Annotated in this window: 19 protein-coding genes; 6 read left to right on the plus strand and 13 right to left on the minus strand. The window is 72.6% G+C overall.

Annotation, left to right across the window (positions count from 1 at the left end; genetic code table 11):
• Positions 1 to 47: 47 nt before the first annotated feature.
• A complete protein-coding gene (locus tag AB0J80_RS17915) occupies positions 48 to 1,475 on the minus strand; it encodes a GGDEF domain-containing protein (RefSeq protein ID WP_364705820.1) in 1,428 nt (475 codons plus the stop codon).
• The gene (locus AB0J80_RS17920) at positions 1,472 to 2,671 is read right to left on the minus strand and encodes an FIST N-terminal domain-containing protein (protein WP_364705822.1); all 1,200 of its coding nucleotides are present in this window, start codon (positions 2,669 to 2,671) and stop codon (positions 1,472 to 1,474) included. Before AB0J80_RS17920 ends, AB0J80_RS17915 begins: the two co-directional genes overlap by 4 nt.
• A 95-nt stretch (positions 2,672 to 2,766) precedes the next feature.
• Between AB0J80_RS17920 and AB0J80_RS17925 the strand changes: the two genes are divergently transcribed.
• Together AB0J80_RS17925 and AB0J80_RS17930 are read left to right on the plus strand one after the other, a co-directional pair.
• Positions 2,767 to 3,330: an RNA polymerase sigma factor gene (locus tag AB0J80_RS17925; RefSeq protein ID WP_364705823.1), complete on the plus strand. Its 564-nt coding sequence runs from the start codon at positions 2,767 to 2,769 to the stop codon at positions 3,328 to 3,330.
• Positions 3,331 to 3,385: 55 nt separating this feature from the next.
• Positions 3,386 to 3,835 carry a hypothetical protein gene (locus tag AB0J80_RS17930; RefSeq protein ID WP_364705825.1) on the plus strand — a complete coding sequence of 150 codons (450 nt, stop codon included), beginning with the start codon at positions 3,386 to 3,388 and terminating at the stop codon, positions 3,833 to 3,835.
• 4 nt (positions 3,836 to 3,839) lie between these two features.
• Here AB0J80_RS17930 and AB0J80_RS17935 read toward each other — a convergent pair whose 3' ends face one another.
• Entirely contained in the window at positions 3,840 to 5,183 is a 1,344-nt protein-coding gene (locus AB0J80_RS17935; protein WP_364705827.1) for a serine/threonine-protein kinase, read from the minus strand.
• A 12-nt stretch (positions 5,184 to 5,195) separates the two neighbouring features.
• Here AB0J80_RS17935 and AB0J80_RS17940 point away from each other — a divergent pair, with 12 nt between their 5' ends.
• Positions 5,196 to 5,537: a VOC family protein gene (locus AB0J80_RS17940; RefSeq protein ID WP_364705828.1), complete on the plus strand. Its 342-nt coding sequence runs from the start codon at positions 5,196 to 5,198 to the stop codon at positions 5,535 to 5,537.
• A 125-nt stretch (positions 5,538 to 5,662) separates the two neighbouring features.
• Positions 5,663 to 5,848 (plus strand): hypothetical protein, encoded by a 186-nt coding sequence (locus AB0J80_RS17945; RefSeq protein ID WP_364705830.1) that lies wholly within the window; start codon positions 5,663 to 5,665, stop codon positions 5,846 to 5,848.
• 24 nt (positions 5,849 to 5,872) lie between these two features.
• Here the strand turns inward: AB0J80_RS17945 and AB0J80_RS17950 are convergent, their stop codons facing one another.
• Both AB0J80_RS17950 and AB0J80_RS17955 read right to left on the minus strand, forming a co-directional pair.
• Positions 5,873 to 6,841, minus strand: a complete 969-nt coding sequence (locus AB0J80_RS17950) for a helix-turn-helix domain-containing protein (protein ID WP_364705832.1) — start codon at positions 6,839 to 6,841, stop codon at positions 5,873 to 5,875.
• 3 nt (positions 6,842 to 6,844) lie between these two features.
• Complete coding sequence (locus AB0J80_RS17955) at positions 6,845 to 7,825, minus strand: alpha/beta hydrolase (protein ID WP_364705833.1); 981 nt, start codon at positions 7,823 to 7,825, stop codon at positions 6,845 to 6,847.
• 129 nt (positions 7,826 to 7,954) lie between these two features.
• On the opposite strand from AB0J80_RS17955, the gene AB0J80_RS17960 reads away from it, so the two are divergent.
• Entirely contained in the window at positions 7,955 to 8,854 is a 900-nt protein-coding gene (locus AB0J80_RS17960) for an LLM class flavin-dependent oxidoreductase (RefSeq protein ID WP_364705835.1), read from the plus strand.
• A 4-nt stretch (positions 8,855 to 8,858) separates the two neighbouring features.
• Here the strand turns inward: AB0J80_RS17960 and AB0J80_RS17965 are convergent, their stop codons facing one another.
• Positions 8,859 to 9,509 carry a GntR family transcriptional regulator gene (locus tag AB0J80_RS17965; RefSeq protein ID WP_364705837.1) on the minus strand — a complete coding sequence of 217 codons (651 nt, stop codon included), beginning with the start codon at positions 9,507 to 9,509 and terminating at the stop codon, positions 8,859 to 8,861.
• 26 nt (positions 9,510 to 9,535) lie between these two features.
• On the opposite strand from AB0J80_RS17965, the gene AB0J80_RS17970 reads away from it, so the two are divergent.
• Positions 9,536 to 10,870 (plus strand): PQQ-binding-like beta-propeller repeat protein, encoded by a 1,335-nt coding sequence (locus AB0J80_RS17970; RefSeq protein WP_364705838.1) that lies wholly within the window; start codon positions 9,536 to 9,538, stop codon positions 10,868 to 10,870.
• Between the two features lie 4 nt (positions 10,871 to 10,874).
• Here the strand turns inward: AB0J80_RS17970 and AB0J80_RS17975 are convergent, their stop codons facing one another.
• The 7 genes from AB0J80_RS17975 to pilM all read right to left on the minus strand — a co-directional run bounded on the left by AB0J80_RS17975 (position 10,875) and on the right by pilM (position 17,459).
• Positions 10,875 to 12,413 (minus strand): hypothetical protein, encoded by a 1,539-nt coding sequence (locus tag AB0J80_RS17975; protein WP_364705840.1) that lies wholly within the window; start codon positions 12,411 to 12,413, stop codon positions 10,875 to 10,877.
• A gap of 2 nt (positions 12,414 to 12,415) precedes the next feature.
• On the minus strand, positions 12,416 to 13,123 hold the full coding sequence (locus tag AB0J80_RS17980) for a hypothetical protein (protein ID WP_364705842.1): 708 nt from the start codon (positions 13,121 to 13,123) through the stop codon (positions 12,416 to 12,418).
• Positions 13,120 to 14,829 carry a putative Ig domain-containing protein gene (locus AB0J80_RS17985; RefSeq protein WP_364705844.1) on the minus strand — a complete coding sequence of 570 codons (1,710 nt, stop codon included), beginning with the start codon at positions 14,827 to 14,829 and terminating at the stop codon, positions 13,120 to 13,122. The genes AB0J80_RS17980 and AB0J80_RS17985 overlap by 4 nt, the downstream gene beginning before the upstream one ends.
• 76 nt (positions 14,830 to 14,905) lie before the next feature.
• Entirely contained in the window at positions 14,906 to 15,124 is a 219-nt protein-coding gene (locus AB0J80_RS17990) for a hypothetical protein (RefSeq protein WP_364705846.1), read from the minus strand.
• A 3-nt stretch (positions 15,125 to 15,127) separates the two neighbouring features.
• Positions 15,128 to 15,667 (minus strand): hypothetical protein, encoded by a 540-nt coding sequence (locus tag AB0J80_RS17995; RefSeq protein ID WP_364705847.1) that lies wholly within the window; start codon positions 15,665 to 15,667, stop codon positions 15,128 to 15,130.
• Between the two features lie 47 nt (positions 15,668 to 15,714).
• The gene (locus tag AB0J80_RS18000) at positions 15,715 to 16,434 is read right to left on the minus strand and encodes a hypothetical protein (protein WP_364705849.1); all 720 of its coding nucleotides are present in this window, start codon (positions 16,432 to 16,434) and stop codon (positions 15,715 to 15,717) included.
• Positions 16,434 to 17,459 (minus strand): type IV pilus assembly protein PilM, encoded by a 1,026-nt coding sequence (pilM, locus tag AB0J80_RS18005; protein ID WP_364705851.1) that lies wholly within the window; start codon positions 17,457 to 17,459, stop codon positions 16,434 to 16,436. The genes AB0J80_RS18000 and pilM overlap by 1 nt, the downstream gene beginning before the upstream one ends.
• Between the last annotated feature and the right edge of the window lie 4 nt (positions 17,460 to 17,463).

The raw sequence follows: 17,463 nt of genomic DNA on the forward strand, positions 1-17,463 counted from the left end.
GAGCCGAACCGCAGGAACCGTTGACGAGGGTCCCGGGACCGGCGCGGTCAGCGGGTGACCGCGGCCCGGCTGTCCCGTTTGTCGGCGTACATGGCCCGGTCGGCGTGGCGCAGCAGGGCGTCGGCGTGGTAGCCGCAGTCGACGGTGGTGGCCAGGCCGATGCTGGCCGCAGCGGTCAGCTCGCCGCCTGCCAGGGTCAGCGGTTCGCGGACCGCGGCCGCGAGCCGCCGGGCCAGCTCCGCCGCCTCCTGCGGCGTGGCCGCCTCCGTGGTGAGCACCACGAACTCGTCCCCGCCGAGGCGGGCGACGGTGTCCTGCGGCCCGGCGGCGGCCTGCAGCTGCCAGGCCACGTGGCTGAGCAGCAGGTCGCCGATCTCGTGGCCCAGCGTGTCGTTCACCTGCTTGAAGCCGTCGAGGTCGATGAAGACGACCGCCAGGCCGGCCCCGGTGGCCTCGGCGGCGGCGACGGCCGCGGTCAGCCGCTCGGTGAACAGGGAACGGTTCGCGAGCCCGGTGAGCCCGTCGCGATGCGCCTGGCGGCGGACCGTCTCGAAGAGCGTCGCCTTGTCCAGCACCAGGCCGCCGAGGTCGGCGAGGTGGTGCAGCAGGGCGTCGCCCTCGCTGTCGGCAAGGGGCGCGTCGTGCACCACCAGACGGCCGACCTGCCGGCCGCCCGCGCGCAGGGGCAGAGCCCGTACGCGATCGGCAGCGGGCACCCCCGGCGCGCCGCAGCCGGCGCCGGCGGTGGCGACCGCTCCGGCATCGGGCAGCTCGGCCAGGTGGACGGACACGCACCCGCAGCCGGTCTCGGCGGCGATCACGCCGGCCAGCGACTCGGCGATCTCCGTACGGTCCAGCATGCCGGCGAGCCGCGCGGTGAACTCCTGCAGCCGGCGCAGCTGCCGCACCTGGTCCTGGGTCCGGCGGTGCAGCCGGGCCCGGTCGATCGCCAGCGCGATGCGCGCCGTGACAGCCCGCAGCTCGAGCACGTCGGAGCCGTCGAAGGCCACCGGCTCCTGCCGCGCGACCAGCATGTAGCCGAGCAGGCCGCCGGAGGCCTCCAGCCGTGCCCAGACCACCTGCTCCAGGCAGTACGGCCGCAGCCAGGAGGGCAGCGGCAGGTCCGCGGCGGCGCCGGCCAGCGGCGGGGCGGAGGCCGGAAGCTCCACGACGGCGGCCGGCAGCACCCCGGCGTCGGCGGGCAGGTCGGCGGCCGGTACGCCGCAGTGCGCGGCCACGGCGAGGCCGGCCGGCTCGGCGAGCCACAGGGCGACGATGTCGGCGCCGAACAGCTCGGCCACCTCGCCGGCGATCCGGTCGGCGCTCTCGCCGCTGTCGGCGACCTGTCCCAGCACGCTGACGACCTGCGCCAGCCGGGTGGCGCGGGACAGCGACCGTGCCGCTCCGGACTGCGCGGCCGCGATCTGCTCCCGCAGGACCCGGATCTCCTCGCGAAGCTCGTCGGCTTCGGTCACAGCGCCAGCACCGCGACGGAGGCGTTGTGGAAGCCGGTCGAGCCGGAGGTACGGGCGAACTCGCCGTACGTGTAGAAGCCGCAGGTGGGCACGCCCGCCAGCGCGTCGGTGATCGCCTCCGCCTCGGCGCGCATCCCGGGCTCGCCGAGCAGCCCGGCGCGGGCGGTGCACCCGAAGACCAGGACACCGCGCGGAGGGGTCGTCAACCGGCCTGCGGCGGCCGCGGCGGCGGTCCCGGCGGCGGCGATGAGGTCGGCCGGCTCGCTGCGCATGATCTGGACGACGGAGTGGTCGCTGACGTAGCCGAACATGGCCAGCCCGCCGTCGTCCGTGGGGCCGAGGATGTGCCGGACGTCGAACCGGCCCGCCGCGGTGGGCAGGCCGAGCGGCCCGTCCATCACCGAACCGGCCATGAACCGCTCGCCGGCACCCGGCTGCGAGGGGTCACCGGTGACGGCCGCCCGCTTGTCGAAGTAGACCTCGGCCGCCGGGCGGCCGTCGAGCTCGTGGATGACGTTCCCGCTCGCCCGGGTGACGATCATGGTGTCGCCCACCGGACGCCAGCCGTGCGCCGTGCCGACGCCCACGGGATTCGGCGAGCCGATCCAGACGACGACCAAGCCGTTGGTCAGCACCCGGTCCTCGGCGTACTGGTAGGTGACGACCTGGGTCAGGTTCTCGCCCGCGCTGCCACCGATCACCGGCACGGCCGCGCCGGCGGCCGCGTAGCACCCGCGCATGACCTCCCGCTGGTCGCCGGCCAGCCCGTCGGACAGGACGAGCAGCGTGTTGTGCGGGTGCCCGGCTCCGGCGCGGGCACGAGCCGCCTCGGTGGTCTCGCGCGCCACCGCGTACAGGTCGGTGCCGAGGGAGTCGGCCACGGCCACGCCGAACGAGAGCCCGGCGGCGGGCAGGTACGCCGCGCTGCAGCCGGCGGTGCCCTGTGCGGCGCCGGTCAGCCAGCCGAAGGCGCTGCATCCCAGCACCCGGGCCGCTCCGGCCTCGCGGCGGGCCGCCCGCAGGAGCTCGTGCGGGTCGTACTCGATGGTCGGGAAGATCAGGACCAGGTCGTCGGCCGCGGGCCGGCGTCCCCCGAGGGCCGCCCGTACCGCCTCGGCCGCAGCCTGCTCGGCGGTGCCGGCGGAGCTGCCGCCCACGCCCACCGAGTGATCCAGGGAAACCGTCGAGGAGCTCATGTCATACCGAGATCGGCAACCGCAGGAAAAAACTGAACCGGTTACGCTGCCGATCCACGCCCCGCAGGGGTGGCACCCAGCGGAAGGATCGCGACATGAGCGCACCGCCCGGCCTCGACGACCTGGCCGTAGCGGCGGCGCACGACCCGGCGGCCCTCGAGGAGCTGCTCGCGGCGGTGCGTCCCGAGGTGCTGCGGATCTGCGCGCGTTTCCTGCCCAACCGGGAGGACGCGGAGGAGGCGTGCCAGGACACCCTGCTGGCGGTGGCGCAGGGGATCGCCCGCTTCGAGGGCCGGTCCGCCTTCCGGACCTGGCTGTACCGGATCGCCGCGAACCGGTCGCGCTCGACGTACCAGGTGCTGCGGCGGCGGTTCCTCGCCGAGTCGAGCGGGCCGCCGCCGGAGCGCCCGGACCCGCAGCGGACCAGCGTCGTGGCCGGCACCCGGCTCGACCTGCTCGACGCCCTGGAGGGTCTGGGTCCCCAGCTGGCCGAACCCGTGACGTTGCGCGACGTCGTCGGCCTGAGCTACGCGGAGATCGCGACCTGCCTGGAGCTGGCGGAGGGGACGGTGAAGTCGCGGATCCACGAGGGCCGCCGCCGGCTCCGGGAGCGCCTCGACGACGGCCGATGTGATCTGGGTCATAGGCCGAACAAATGACGGTGACCCCGTGACGAACAGGGTGCAAGGTCTGACAACCGAAGGAGCCACCGTCATGAACCGCCCCCGCATCAGCCGCCTCGCCGCCGCCGGCGTGCTCGCCCTCGCCACCGCCGCGTGCGGGTCCGAGCCGGTGTCGCCGCTCCCGGTCGACGCCCCGCCGCGGGCCGTCGCGTTCTCGGCGCCGCCCTCGGCCCCGGCCTCCCGTCCCGCACCCTCCCGTCCCGCACCCTCCCGCAAGGCGTGCCTCGGTGCGGTGGAGACCGATCTCGACGCTCAGGAGGAGCGCTTCGCGCCGTCGCTCTGCATCAGCGTCGGCGGCGTTCTGCGGCTGCGCAACCTCGGCCCCGGCCTGCTGGACACGTCGCCGGACTCGCTCGTGGAGGGCTTCTACGAGGCAGGGGTGCACTCCATCCAGTTCGTCCGGCCCGGCACCGTCACGCTGCGCTTCCCCCAGGGCGAGGACGAGCACACGGTGGAGCTCACGGTCGTGGTGCGCAAGTAGCGCCCTACCGCACGTCGATCCCGGCGAGAAGCGCGTCGACGAAGGCCGGCGTGCTGCCCGCCGGGGGCGCGATCTGCGCGTACACCAGTCCGGCGCCGCCGGTAGCCATCCCGGCGGCCTCGACGATGACCGGCTTGCCGGCCCGGCAGGACGCGTGCCGGGCCACGACCCAGTCGACCCCCGCCTGGCGAGTGGTCCGCACGGGGTCGGTCGTGCAACCGGCATGGCCGCGCTCGGCCACGAAAGCCGCGGGCGTGGTCGTTGCGGCGAGACTTCGGGACAACCCGATGAAGGCCCCCGGCACCGCCGCGTCCGACAACCACTGCTGGGGTGCGGGGGAGATGACCAGCGCCGGATCGCGGCGCCCGCCGGCATCCCGCTGCCCTTCCCAACCCTCCCCGTCGCCCCGCCAGCCCGCAGGCAGCGCGACGGTGATCCGCCCGGTCGTGTCACTCGCGTCGGCCGGTGACCGCGCCCCCGCCGCATCCGCCCCCAGCGACGTGACGGCCAGAGCGGCTCCGAGCAGCAGGCCTGCGGCCACCATGGGTCGCCTCCGGCTGCGCACGGCGGCCCGGTCATCGGCGGCGACGGCTCGCTGAAGTGCGGCCCCGAACGAGGCCGCGTCCCGGAAGCGGTCGGCGGGCCGGCGCGCCGTGGCGATGTGCAGCACGTCGGCGACTTCGGCCGGTACGCCCACGCGCAGCCGCAGCGGCGACCGGGTACGCGCCAGCAGCCGCATGCCGAGGCAGCCGAGGGCGTACACGTCGGTGCGGGTGTCCACGACGGACATCGGGTCGTCCTGCTCGGGTGCCATGTAGCCCGGGGTGCCGGCGCGGGCGGTCAGCCCGGACGCCGCCGCCAGCGCCTTGGCCAGGCCCAAGTCGGCGATCACCACCCGCTCCGCCGCGCCGGCCGGCCCCGAGCGGAACAGGATGTTGCCTGGAGTCAGGTCCCGGTGCACGATGCCGTTGTCGTGCAGCACGCCGACGCCGGCGGCGATGTCCCGCAGCAGCCGCAGGCCGCTGCCGACCGGCACCGGACCGGCGTCCAGCCGGTCGCGCAGGCTCCCGCCGTCGGCCCAGCTCATCACCAGGTACGGGCGGCCGTCGGGCAGCTCACCCAGCGAGTGCACCCGGACGACCCGATCGTGGTCGAGCCGCCACAACAGCCGGGCCTCCTCCTGGAACCGCTCCCGCACCCGCAGGTCGTGACTCCAGTTCTCGGCCAGCACCTTGATCGCGACCCGGGCGCCCAGCGACGCGTCGTGGCCCAGCCACACGGTCGCGAAGGACCCGGTGCCGAGCAGCCGCTCGACACGGTAGGGCCCGATCTGCACGGGAGCGATCACGGGCCACACAATATGGGGGTGGACCTGTTCGCGGGAATTCCCGTGCGTGACTACCCCTCCGCCGTCGCCTGGTACGAGCGCCTCCTCGGCGGCCCGCCGGCGTTCCTACCCAACGACACCGAGGCGGTGTGGGAGCTTGCCGAGCACCGCTACCTGTACCTGGACGTGCGGCCCGAGCACGCCGGCCACGCCATGCACACCGTCTTCGTCGACGACCTCGACGCCCGCCTCGCCGCGATCGCCGAGCGGGGTCTCGAGCCGGCCGAGCGGGAGACCTACGACAACGGCGTCCGCAAGGTGATCTTCCGGGACCCGGACGGCAACGAGATCGGCTTCGGTGGCGGCCCGGTGTGACCCGTACGCGCCGCGGTGCGGTTCGGTAGCCGGGTGGATCCCGTTCGGTAGCTTGGCGGCGGCATTCGTCAGCACGACGGCCGCTCGACCGAACGGAGGGCGGTAGCGGCGACCGAGGAGTGATTGTGCTACTGACGTGGGCAGAGTTTTTCCAGGCCGTGGCGGCCGGTGGCGCGGGCATGCTCGGCGTGTACTCGGCCGAGGCGGGCCTGCGGGCCCTGCGGCGCAGCGGCATGTGCCCCGACCGCTGGGCCCAGGACCGCACGGCCCTCGTGCAGCGCGGCGAGGCGGTCGCCGACCGCGTGGGCTGAGCTCAGCCGCGGCCAGCCCGTCCTCTATGGACGGCTGCGCTGGAGGCGGCGCAGGGCAAGGGCCAACTGCAGGCGGAGCCTGCCGTGCGGCGAGCGGACGTTCCAGCCGAGCAGGTGCTCGGCGTGCGTGATCCGGTCCTGCAGCGTCGAGTGGTGCACCCGCAACGCCGTAGCCGCCGCTCTCAAACTGACCGACTCCGCGGTGCGGTGCAGCGTGACCAGCATCCAGGGCGCCGCGGACGCCGCGTGGTGCAGGGCCTGGACGTCCGCCACGCCTGCGGGGTCCGCCGCCTCGGCGAGCACTGCCAGGGCGCCCAGCTGGTCGTAGTGCACGATCCTCGCGCCCGGGTCCTCGTCCGTGCCGTCGGCCGCGAAGCGCAGGGCCGTTCTCGCCGCCCGCCAGGACGCCGGAAGGTCCAGGACGGGGACGCGGGGGCCGATGCCGGCCCGGCCCGGGAGGGCGCCCGGCTCGGCGGTGACGACTCGGGGGCCGTCCTCGAGTGCTACCGCCCTCGCCTCGTCGGCGGGGGAGAGACCGATGGCCCGGGCCGCCTGTCGGCGTACGTCCGCATGCGCCGACGCGTCCAGCAGGAGCTCGACCGACGCGGGGTCGGCGGCCGGGGTCCGGCCGCGGGTGCGGTCCAGGACCGCTCTCGCCGCTCCCGCCGCCCGTTCCAGGATCATCGCGTCGACCGTGCCCGGCGGGCCGGGGCGTTCCAGCCAGAGAGTCGCGGTGCCGATCGTCGTGGACATCCACGCCGGGTCCGGAGGGTCGTCGTCCGGGACGCTGTGACCGGCCTGCGTGACGCGGATCCGCACGCGCCGTTCCTCGTCGACCAGACGGGCCGGGCAGTCCGCCAGAACCGCGGCGCCCCGGACGATCGGTTGCAGGCCCGCGTGGGCCTCGACCAGGCCGTCGAAGTACGCGATCACGCGCAGCGCCGCCCCCGCGTCGGCGTCGAGGGCGGCGAGGCGAACCGTCAGGTCCTTCACGCGTCAGGCGTCCAGGAGGCGGTGCAGCCAGCGGAGCCGGGCGGCTCTCGCCTCCTGCGACAGGGCCGCCTGCGGGACGAAGCCGTCGAAGCCGTGGAAGCCGCCGGGCCAGACGTGCAGTTCCGCCACCCCGCCGGCCTGCCAGATGCGGGTCGCGTAGTCCACGTCCTCGTCGCGGAACGTCTCCGCCGAGCCGACGTCGATGAAGGCCGGCGGGAGGCCGCCGAGGTCGGTCGCCCGGGCCGGGGCCGCGTACGGCGAGACGTCCGGGCCGCCGCGCGCCGAGCCGAGCAGGGCCGTCCAGCCGGTGTCGTTGGCGGTGCGGTCCCAGATGCCGCGGCCCGCCATCTGGATCGCCGACGGGGTGTCGTTGCGGTCGTCGAGCATCGGGCAGATCAGCATCTGGCCTTTGAGTGCCGGGCCGCCGCGGTCGCGCGCCAGCAACGCCAGGGCCGCCGCGAGGCCGCCGCCCGCGCTGCCGCCGGCCACGATGAGCCGGTCCGGGTCGAAGCCGAGCTCGTCCGCGTGGGCGGCCGTCCACAGCAGACCCGCGTAGCAGTCGTTGACCGGGCCCGGGTGGGGCGTCTCGGGGGCCAGCCTGTACTCGACCGACACGACGACCAGCCCCAGCTCTTCCGCCCAGTCGAGCAGCTCGGGGACGCCGGAGCGGTTGTCGCCGACGATCATGCCGCCGCCGTGGGTGTGGTAGACGCAGCCCAGCGGTCCGCGGGCCGCGGTCGGGCGCAGGATGAGCAGGGAGATGTCCGGGTCGCCGTCGAGGCCGGGCACCTGCCGCTCCTCCACCGTGAACCGGCCGTCGCGGCGCAGGTCGTCGTCGGTGGCCGCGTCCACGGGACCCCGTTGGCGCAGCGCCGGGATCATGTCGGCGGTCAGCGAGCTCGGCACCTGCTCGGCGACCGCGGCGAGGGCGGCGCCCAGCTCGGGGTCGAACGGCGGCGGCGTGGTCTGCAGGGGCAGCGTCATGCGGTCCTCCTCGTCAGGCACATCACGGCGTGCGCTGTCACCAGGATGGCCGGGGACATCGACGCCGACGAGCGCCATGTGGCGGACGTTACCCGCCATGTGGCGGGTGATCCACGGCAAGATCGAGGCATGGCCGACTTCGCGCTCCAAGTCCAGCCCGTCGACGCCGCCGAGTGGCTGGACACCGCCCGGCGGGCCGAGGAGGCCGGGTTCACCACGCTGCTCGCGGCCGACCATCCCGGCGCGTGCGCCGCGCCGTTCGTCGCGCTCGCCGCGGCCGCGGCCGTCACCTCGACGATCAAGCTGGGGTCGTACGTGGCCAACGCCGGGGTGCGCGAGCCGATGCTGCTGGCGGCGGACGTGGCCACCCTGGACGTGATCTCCGGCGGCCGGGCGGTGCTCGGCGTCGGAGCCGGTCACACCCCGGGGGAGTGGGACGCGATCGGGCGGGTCCGGCCGGACGTGCGGGGACGGGTGGATCGCTGCATCGCGGTCGCCGATGCCACGGTACGGCTGCTGGCCGGCGAGAAGGTCACGGTCGACGGTCCGGAGCTGACGATGCTCAACGCCGCGCTGGAGCAGCCGCGCCCGGTGCAGGAACGGGTTCCGCTGCTGGTGGGCACGGCGAACTCGCGGTTGTTGCGGTGGGCCGGCGCGCACGCGGACGTCGTCGGGCTGACCGGCTTCGGGCGTACGCTCGCCGACGGGCACCGGCACGAGGCGCGGTGGCACCTCGCCGACATCGACGCGCAGGCCGAGCTGGTCCGGTCGGGCGGGAACGCCGTCCTCGAGGCGCTCGTCCAGCAGGTCGAGATCACCGACGACGCCGAGGCCGCGCTGGCCGGGCACGCCGAACGGCTGGGCATGAGCGTCAGCGAGCTGCGGGAGGTGCCGTTCCTCCTCGTGGGCACCGAGGACGAGATCGTCGCGGCGGTGCGCCGGCACCGCGAGCGCTGGGGGATCACGCGTTACGCCGTACGCCGGAACGCTCTTGATCTTCTGGGCCCGCTGCTGCCGCGGCTCGCGTGACGGCTCACTCCTGGAAGAGCTCGCGCTCGACCTTCTGGCGGAACTCGACGTAGATCCGCTTGTAGCGCGCGATGGCGCCCGGATGGTCGCCGCGCTCGAGCAGTCCGAGCACCTCCTCGTGGCCCGTGATCCAGGTCTCCCAGAGGTCGCTCTCCGCCCCCATCGCCAGGATCCGCAGCGTCCGCGCGACCACGAGGTCGACCATCGACTGCAGCTCGCGGTTGCCGCTGGCCAGTATCACGATCGTGCTGAAGTCGGCGCCGGCCGCGCCGGCCGCCAGCACGTTGCCCGTGCGCAGGCCCTCGACGAACTCCTTCTGGCGCTGGCGCATCAGGTCGAGATGGGTGGCGGTGAGGTTCTCCACCCCCCACTCGAAGCCGGCGCACGCGAGGACGCCCATGACATCGATGAGCTCGAGGGCGTTCTTCTGGGTCACCTTGGTGACGTGGCGGGTGCGGTTGGGGGCGATGTCGATCAGGCCCTCGACGGAGAGCTGAGCGATCGCTTCACGGACCGGTGTGATGCTGACGCCGAGTCGCGCGGCCAGCTCCGCGTCCTTGATCAGGGTGCCGGGCGGGAGCTCGCCCGTGACGATCTCGTTGCGGAGCTGACGCACCACGGCGGCCGTACGGGTCGGCGGGACCGTATAGGACATACGGGCAGCCTACTCACCGTCACCACATGGTGGCGGACGTACCCTTGCGGGCTTTCGCGGGGCATGCTGATCACGTGCCGGACGCCGTACCGTTGATCGACCTCGATGTAGCGCCGCCGCGTGCCCCTACCAGGCCCGGAGCGCTGCACCGGCGTCTCGTCCCGCCGCGGCCGGTCCTCGTCCTCGGCGTCCTGGTCCTCGTGCTGCTCGGTCTGGCCGCGGCGGTGCCGCCGGCGCCGGCGATGGTTCCGGTCCTGTCGGCCGGCGGCACGGCCGCCGCCGCGTTCGCCCTCGGGCCCGCCGCGCTCTACACGGCCACCTTCGGGCAGAACCCGAACAGCGAGTCCGGGATACGCCGCTACGACCTGCCGGCCGGAACCCAGGTGTGGGCCACGGCGGTCCCGCAGAACGTGCAGGCGCTGACCGTCGACGCGGCGTCCGGGGTGCTGCTCGCCCGGTCCGGCTCCGATCCGCGGATGACGTTCCTCGACGCCGCCGACGGCAGCATCCTGTGGCACCTGGAGTCGGCGGCCACCTCGGCCATCGCTCTGACGAACGGCAAGGTGCTGCTGCGTACCGACGTCGGGAAGACCACCGCGAGGCTTTCGGTGGCCGATGCGCGGACCGGGGCGGCGGACTGGAGCCGGATCATGGACAACCGGTCGGAGGTCCACGACGGCCCGGACCGGATCGTCGTCATCGGCGCCGACGGGCACGTCACCACGTTGCGGTTCGCCGACGGGGCGCTGCTCGGCGAGGGCGATCTGGGCGTACGCCTGCCCGTGCAGCAGCGCGACTACGCGACCGCCGACGCCGTGGTCGTGTCGGTCGTGGGAGACCGGATCTACGTGTCGCGGCGGGAGCAGGGGAAGACCTCGACGACCGCGTACGGGCTGCCGGCGCTGACCGTCGACTGGCGCACGACAGGCGGGCCGGTGGGCGCCGTGTACGACTGCAGCCCGGTGCTCTGCATCTCGGACACCCGCTGGGTGAGCGGGCTGGACCGCGCCGACGGCTCGGTGCTCTGGTCCGACCCGGCCTGGAGCTCGGCGCAGGTGACACCGCAGGGGCTGGTCGCGTACGACCAGAGCGAGAATCCCGAGGCGGCGGTGATCGACCCGGCGACCGGGGGCGTGGTGCGGCGGCTGGGCCACGTCGTCACGCTCGGGGAGGTGGGGCTGCGCAGCGACACCACCGTGCCGGGACGGACCTGGGTCGGCGTCACTGACCGGGCCGGCCGGCCGCACACCGTCGGATCCCTGGACACCGCGGCGCCGTACGGCTGCGAGGCCCGGATGCCGTACCTGGCGTGCCCGACCACCGCGGGACCGACCGGCGTGTGGCGCCTGCCGGCCCCGTGACCGGTCAGTTCTCCCGGGTGCCCGTCAACCGCTTGGGGTCGTCGAAGCCGGGCGGAGCGTTCCACTTCTGCAGGTGGTTGAGGGAGCAGAGCGCCGTCCGCACCTTGGCGGTGCCGTCGGTGTGCGTCTCCGGATTGGCCACTGTCAGGTCGGTGGCGGTGAGGCAGTAGTTGCCGCTGTTGTCCACGATGCTGAAACTCGTCAGCGGGTTGCCGGTGTCGCCGTACACCTTCCAGGCCAGCTCCGGTGCGGGCTTCGCATCGTTGGCGGTCAGGCAGGGGACCATGGTGACGAGCCCGCCGGCGATGTCCGGCCGCCGCAGGCAGTAGCCGGGGTTGCCACTGCCCGCGGTGCGGATCTGTCCCGCCTTGGCCGTGTCGGTGCTGATGGCCGGCGTCGGCATGGCCCACTGCTGGTTCCAGGAGACGTTGCCGTCCGGCGCCTGCTTGCAGAACCAGACGATCATGTACGGGTAGGTGGGCGTGTGGTTCGTGACGTCGAGGCAGCGGCTGAACTGCCTGTAGTTGACGAGCTGGCCGGTCTCGACACCCGCCGCGCCGGCTCCCGCGCTGGGCTCCGGCCGCCACACGTTCCTCGTGCCGTCCCCCGTGCAGCCGCCGAGCAGGATGGTCCCCGCGGCCCCGGCGGTGCTCGCGTTCAGGCAGTAGCCGTCCAGGTTGACGCCGTCCGTGGTGCCCTGGAACTCCGAGCCGTTGTCGAGACTCCACTGCTGGCGGGCCTGCCGGCCGAGGCACTTGGCGAAGAAGGCGGGCTTGCCGGAGTTCGTCTTGTGCGGGGTGGGCACGTCCACGCACAGACCGTCCGGCCAGTCGGCGGACTCCGACTGCATCAGCTTGATGTTGAGCTGCTTGGTGTAGGAGAAGCGCTGTTTGGCGCTCCCACCCTTCTTGCAGACCTTGAGATACACCGGGGTGCCGACATCCGGGTTGTCACCGCTGTCCATGCACAGCGTGCCGGTCGTGGCGGTGGCGAGCCGGATCGCGCCGCCGGCGATGTTCTCGGTGCTCCGCTTGAACCGGTACGTGGCCTCGACGGTCCGGGTGTCCGCCGCGCCGGCGGCGAGGGCCGCCTTGGTGGAGCCGGTGCCCGTCACGGTCAGCACGGCCCTCGTCGGCACCTCGGTCGGCGGGCAGCTCATCGGCTTCGCGGTCGACTCGTCCGCCGGATCCTCCGGCAGGCCGTAGTAGGTGATCTTCACGCGGTAACGGAGACCCTTGGGGGTCTCGGTTCCGGCGACGGCGGTCTCGGTCCCGATGATGTCGCAGGGCGGAAGGCTCGTCAGGACGCCCGCCGGATCGGCCGCGCCCGCAACCGCGGTGGAGGCCGCCCGCAGCTGCGCCATGGCGGCGTCCAGGCCGTCGGTGGCGGCCTCGATGGACTCCGTGCGTTCGCTGACGGTCTGGGTGTTGGTGACCGAGTTGACCACGAGCGGTGCGAACGCGGCGGTCATGCCCATGGCGAAGACGCTGACCAGGATGGCCATCGGCATCGATCCGCGGTCGCGGTCCGGGTCGGTCCTCATGGTCAGGGCCTCCCTGCGCTGCACGAGTTCGCTTCGGTGTTGCTGTTCATGGTGGTGTTCACCGCGGTGAAGGTGGTGTCGATCTCCGCCGTCCCGGCCGAGACCTTGGTCTTCAGATGAATCCGCAGCCGCTGGTAACCCGAGGCGAAGTCGCTGCCGACGCTCGCGGTCGGGTACGGCCGGTCGCCGGCCTTCTGCAGCTCGAACGGTGCGGACTTGCCGCCCACGCCTACCTCGGCCGCCGTGGACGCGAGGTCCGTGGTGTCGATGCCCGCGGCGATGGTGGCACCCCGGGCACCCGGGGTCGGCGTGCTGCCGGGCTTCCATTCGATGAGCTGGAGCAGCCCCTTGTCCTTGGCCACGCCGCTGCCGGCCGGTTGGAGCTCGAGCCGCAACTGGCGGCAGCGGTCCTCCTCGACGCCGGTGGTCGCGTTCGGCTCCCGGCTGGCGAACTCCACGTACCAGGTCTTGCTGTTCAGCGGAACGCCGGGCTGGTTGATCCAGGTGGCGTAGCGCAGCTGGCGGTCGAAGCGCTGGAAGGCGACGGAGAGCTGCTGCTGTGCGGCCGTCAGGGTGTCGGTGGTCTGCACCGTCCGGTATACCTGGATGATCGCGCCGGTGACCATCATCATCACCACGCTCATCAGCCCCATGACCACGAGAAGCTCCATGAGCGAGGTGCCGTCGTCGCGCCGGTCGTGGCGGGTCACGTGATGGTCCAGTCGAACATCAGCTTGGCCTTGTCGGCCTTGTTGTTGGTCACCTGCAGCGTGACCCGGTACTTGCCGCGCGTGGTCGGCGTGCCGGTCACCGCACCGTCGCTGCTGATGACGACGCCGGGGGGCAGGCCGACCGCACTCCACGTGTGTGACGGCGGGTTGGAGCCCGCGGAGTCGACCGGGAACGAGGTGATGGCCCGGCCCATCTGACTGCTCATGGGGCTGCCGGATGGTGTGTTGATCCGCATGTCGTTGCCGCCGGCCGTGACCTCGACGGTGATGTCGATCGTCTTCGTCTGGCCCGAGCTGTCGGCGAGCGTGACTGTGGTGATGTACTGCGAGGCGTACTGCATCGTGCCGGTGACCATGCCCGTGCTGGTGTTCATCGTCAGGCCGTCGGGCAGGCTGACGGCGGACCAGGTGTAGGGCTTCAGGCCGCCGCCGGCCAGCTGGCTCAGGTCGTAGCTGACCGGCGAGCCCTTCGAGACCGGAGGCGGCGAGTAATTCGCGAGCGTCAGCGGCGTCACCAGGGGGCCGACGTACCAGTCGAACGCCACGGTCACCTGGCGGGGAGTGCCCGCGTCCGTCACCGTGATCTGGGTCTTGTAGGTGACCGCGCCGGAGGCAGCCGTGGTGCCGGTGATGACACCGGTAGCGGAGTTGATCGTCAGGCCGGTCGGCAGGCCGGTCGCGGTCCAGGTCAGGGCCGGGCGCCCGCCGGTGGCTGTGATGGGCACGTTGACGGCGGTGTTGTTCCGGGTCGAACGGGCGGCCTGCGGCGCCACGACGAGGTCGTTGTAGATGACCCAGTCGAAGGTCGCGTCGTCGCTGAGGCCGTCCTTGTCCGTGACCTCCACGGTCGCGCCGGTCCACGTGCCGGTCTTCGTGGGGGTCCCGTGGATCTCGCCCGAGTCCGGGTCGATGACGAGACCGTCCGGCAGCCCGCTGGCGGCCCACTTCAGCGGCAGGTGACCACCGGACGACGTGATCTGGTACTTCACCTTGTCGTCGTTGACGTACGACCACTGGGCGACGAGCTTGCCGACCTTCGGCGGGTTCGGGTTGGTGTTGAACATCGGGTCCTGCGCGTAGCTCACGAGCGTGGACGCCACGTAGAGGCAGCCCGTCGGGCAGGCCGCGTGCTGCCATTCCACCGACACGACGACGCGGTAGAACGGTACGCCGTTACCAGGGTCGGTCTTGGCGCAGGTGCTCGCGGTCGCCGAGGCGGTCGGAGCGGGAGTGGGGGTGGCCGCGACCTTGGTCTGCCAGCACTGTCCGACGTACCACTGCTGCTTGTACTTGGTCGAGTTGACGGTGACCTCGAGGGCCTCGGTGGGCAGTGCCGCCTTGGACCCGCCGCTGGTCACGGAGGTGTCGCTCACCATCATCATCTGGGCGAGCAGGTCCTTGACCTTCTTCGGGGCATTGGCCCACTGGATATCCGACGAGGCCTTGTCGCGGCCCTTGAAGAGCTTCGTCGGTTCCAGGGCGCGAACCCGTTCGATCGCGCTGTTGGCCACCTGGATCCCGGCCTGGTCGGAGCGCTGCCGGTTGCTCAGCGCCACGGAGGTGACCATGACGGGCGCCACCGCCGCCATCACCGTGCCGATCACGAAGATCGCCATCATGACCTCGAGCAGCGACATCCCCTCGTCGCCGGGCGGCGAAGGGGTGACTGCGCGGTCGGTCGGCATGCCTGTCCTCACTGATCGGAAGCTGACACCGCTCCTATCGAACGGTGAGGCTCCGGGTTGAGGATTTCGCCGCAGTTCAGGCCGTACGGCGCGGCGGGGCCGGCGGGTCCACCTCGACGAGCAGGTGCCGGTCGACGCCGGCCTCGTCCAGGATGCGTTCGACGGCGGCGATGGAGAGCCAGTCGAGGACGTCCTCGCCGTGGACGATGCGGTACCAGCGGGTGGTGCGGCGGCGTACCACCTCCACCCGCCATTCGCCGTCGGGCGTCTGCATGGCTCCTTCGACGTCGCCCACGCCTCAGTCCGTCGTGACCGTGGGGGCGCCCGATCCGGCCGGCGGGGCCACGAACGCGCTGAGGGAGAGGCTCAGCTGGGTCTCCTCCTCCTTCTCGCCGATCGAGAGGTTGGCCGACTCCACCAGGACCGCGCGCTTCTGCTCGCTGCCCTGCAACTCCCGCAGGAGGTCGTAGAGGTGGGCAGGGGTGCCCTCGGCGGAGAGCTGGATCTGGATCGACCAGACGCCCGGCAGGGTCTGCAGCTCCCCGGGAGTGCCGACGCTGATACCGCTGATGTCCACCTGCAGAGCGGTACCCGAGGCCTGGAGCTGCCGGAGGAACGCCGGCACCCCCGACCCGGAGGGCAGCGCGTCGCGGTAGAGGTCACGGGTGGCGGTCAGCTTCTTCTCGTTCTTCTTCTCCTCCGCCAGCTTCGCGACCCGCTTGCGCAGCTGCCTCGTGAGGTCCTGGGCATCCTCGGTCTGGCTGCGCAGGTCGGCGGCGTCGGCGCGGGCGGTGCTCACCACCCCGAAGTAGGTCACGGCGATCAGCAGTGCGGTCACGAAGACACCGATGATCATCCAGAGGCGGTCTCTGCGGCCGGCCAGCATCAGTTACCCCCAGTGGAGTCGCACGCTTCGCCGAACCGGCCGCAGAGCGCGTCGCGGGTGATGTCGACGTTGAGGCTGAACGTCACCCGCGACTCGGACTTGGTGACGTCGGTGACGTACGGGTTCGCGATCGTGGTCTTCTTGGCTAGTGCGTCGACGTACGCCGCCACGGCCTCCTTGTCGGGAGCGGTGCCGGTGACGACCGCGCGGCCGAGGGTGCCGGACTCGCTGGTGCTCGGGAGCGTGCCGGCGGAGGACGACGTCGCCTTGGCTCCGGCCTTGTCGTTGTCCACCGAGCCGTTGATGCCGTCGACGTCGATGTCCATCGGCTCGCCGGTGCTGCGCAGCATGCTGAGCATCTCGGCCCAGTCGAGGTCGTTGGCCATCGTGGTCTTGAGCTGGGTCTTGAGCAGGTCGGTGTCGTTGCGCAGCTGGACCACCGACGCGTACTTGTCCTGCGCGTGCTGCAGGTCGGCCACCTCGCCGGTGGCAGCCGTGAGCTCTTCGTCGGCCGCCTGCACGTCGCGCTGGGCGGCGACGATCCAGGCGCCGCACAGGGCGGCGACGATGACGACCATGACGATCACCCACCCGCGGATCCGGCGGGCTCGCCGGCCGGCGACGACCTCCTCGGGCAGCAGGCTCGCCGAGATCGCCAGGATCCGGTTGACCCGCTGCGCGGAAACGGCCGGGTCGACCGGCATCAACGTGGTGGCCATCAGGCTGCTGCTCCCAGGGTGAGACCGATCGAGACCGCCGCGGCGGGCACGAAGCCGTCGAATCCCCGCTGTTTGGCCTTGCGGGTGTCGCGCAACCGGCTCGCGTTGTCCGCGTACACCACGGAGACGCCGAGCTGCTTCTGCACGTGCTCCGCGAGCCCGGGCATGAGGGCGCTGCCGCCGCACAGGGCGATCCGGGTGACCTGCTTCTGCCGCTCGCCGGAGGCGAGGTAGGTGAACGAGCTGCGCAGCTCGCTGATGAGCGGGCGGACGGCGTCGCCGACCGCGGTGGCGCTGTCCGGCCGCTCGTCGCCGTGCAGCCCGTAGCGGCACTTGAGCGCCTCGGCCTCCGGCGCCGGGATGCCCAGGCGGGTGGCGATGCTCTCGGTGATCTCCGCACCCCCGCGGGGAACGGTACGCACGAACAACGGCTCTCCGTCGGCGTGCACGATGACGCTGGTCACCGCGGCGCCGATGTCGACGATCGCCTCGATCTGGGCGTCCAGCCGGGACGCGGCCCGCAGGAGGGCGAACGAGGCCAGGTCGACGTTGACGACGTGCAGGCCGGCCCGCTCCACGGCGTGGACCAGGTCCATGACGGCGTCCTTGGGAGTGGCGATGAGCAGACCCCGCACCGTGGGGTTGTCGCCCGGCTCCTCGAGCGGACGGAAGTCCAGCAGCGAGCGCTCGACCGCGAGCGGGAGCATGTCGCGGACCTGGAACGGCAGGGAGCGCTGCATCTCCTTGGCGGGCAGGTTGTTCACCGAGGTCTCGCGAACCACCAGCTGCGGGTTCGTGACGCCGAGGACGACCTTCTTGGTCGAGAACTTGCACGCGGCCCAGAGCTGCTTGAGCGCCGAGGTGACGGCCAGCGGCTCGGCGGGGATGCCGGCCTGCATCGTGCCGGGCGGCAGCGGGACCTGACCGAAGTTGACGAGGTTGTACTCGTCCTTCGCGCGGCGGACCTCCACGGCGCGGATGGAGGACGAGCCGATGTCGAGCCCGATCGGAGTGACGCCAGCCATCGGT

Source organism: Actinoplanes sp. NPDC049548 (assembly GCF_040676695.1).
Taxonomy (GTDB): Bacteria; Actinomycetota; Actinomycetes; order Mycobacteriales; family Micromonosporaceae; genus Actinoplanes.

Excerpts from the sequence above, each read along its gene's own strand:
- pilM (WP_364705851.1), bottom strand. The coding sequence starts at position 17,459 with ATGGCTGGCGTCACTCCGATCGGGCTCGACATCGGCTCGTCCTCCATC.
- AB0J80_RS17920 (WP_364705822.1), bottom strand. The coding sequence starts at position 2,671 with ATGAGCTCCTCGACGGTTTCCCTGGATCACTCGGTGGGCGTGGGCGGC.
- AB0J80_RS17955 (WP_364705833.1), bottom strand. The coding sequence starts at position 7,825 with ATGACGCTGCCCCTGCAGACCACGCCGCCGCCGTTCGACCCCGAGCTG.
- AB0J80_RS17940 (WP_364705828.1), top strand. The coding sequence starts at position 5,196 with ATGGGGGTGGACCTGTTCGCGGGAATTCCCGTGCGTGACTACCCCTCC.
- AB0J80_RS18000 (WP_364705849.1), bottom strand. The coding sequence starts at position 16,434 with ATGGCCACCACGTTGATGCCGGTCGACCCGGCCGTTTCCGCGCAGCGG.
- AB0J80_RS17970 (WP_364705838.1), top strand. The coding sequence starts at position 9,536 with ATGGTGGCGGACGTACCCTTGCGGGCTTTCGCGGGGCATGCTGATCAC.
- AB0J80_RS17965 (WP_364705837.1), bottom strand. The coding sequence starts at position 9,509 with ATGTCCTATACGGTCCCGCCGACCCGTACGGCCGCCGTGGTGCGTCAG.
- AB0J80_RS17985 (WP_364705844.1), bottom strand. The coding sequence starts at position 14,829 with ATGCCGACCGACCGCGCAGTCACCCCTTCGCCGCCCGGCGACGAGGGG.
- AB0J80_RS17925 (WP_364705823.1), top strand. The coding sequence starts at position 2,767 with ATGAGCGCACCGCCCGGCCTCGACGACCTGGCCGTAGCGGCGGCGCAC.
- AB0J80_RS17930 (WP_364705825.1), top strand. The coding sequence starts at position 3,386 with ATGAACCGCCCCCGCATCAGCCGCCTCGCCGCCGCCGGCGTGCTCGCC.
- AB0J80_RS17975 (WP_364705840.1), bottom strand. The coding sequence starts at position 12,413 with ATGAGGACCGACCCGGACCGCGACCGCGGATCGATGCCGATGGCCATC.
- AB0J80_RS17960 (WP_364705835.1), top strand. The coding sequence starts at position 7,955 with ATGGCCGACTTCGCGCTCCAAGTCCAGCCCGTCGACGCCGCCGAGTGG.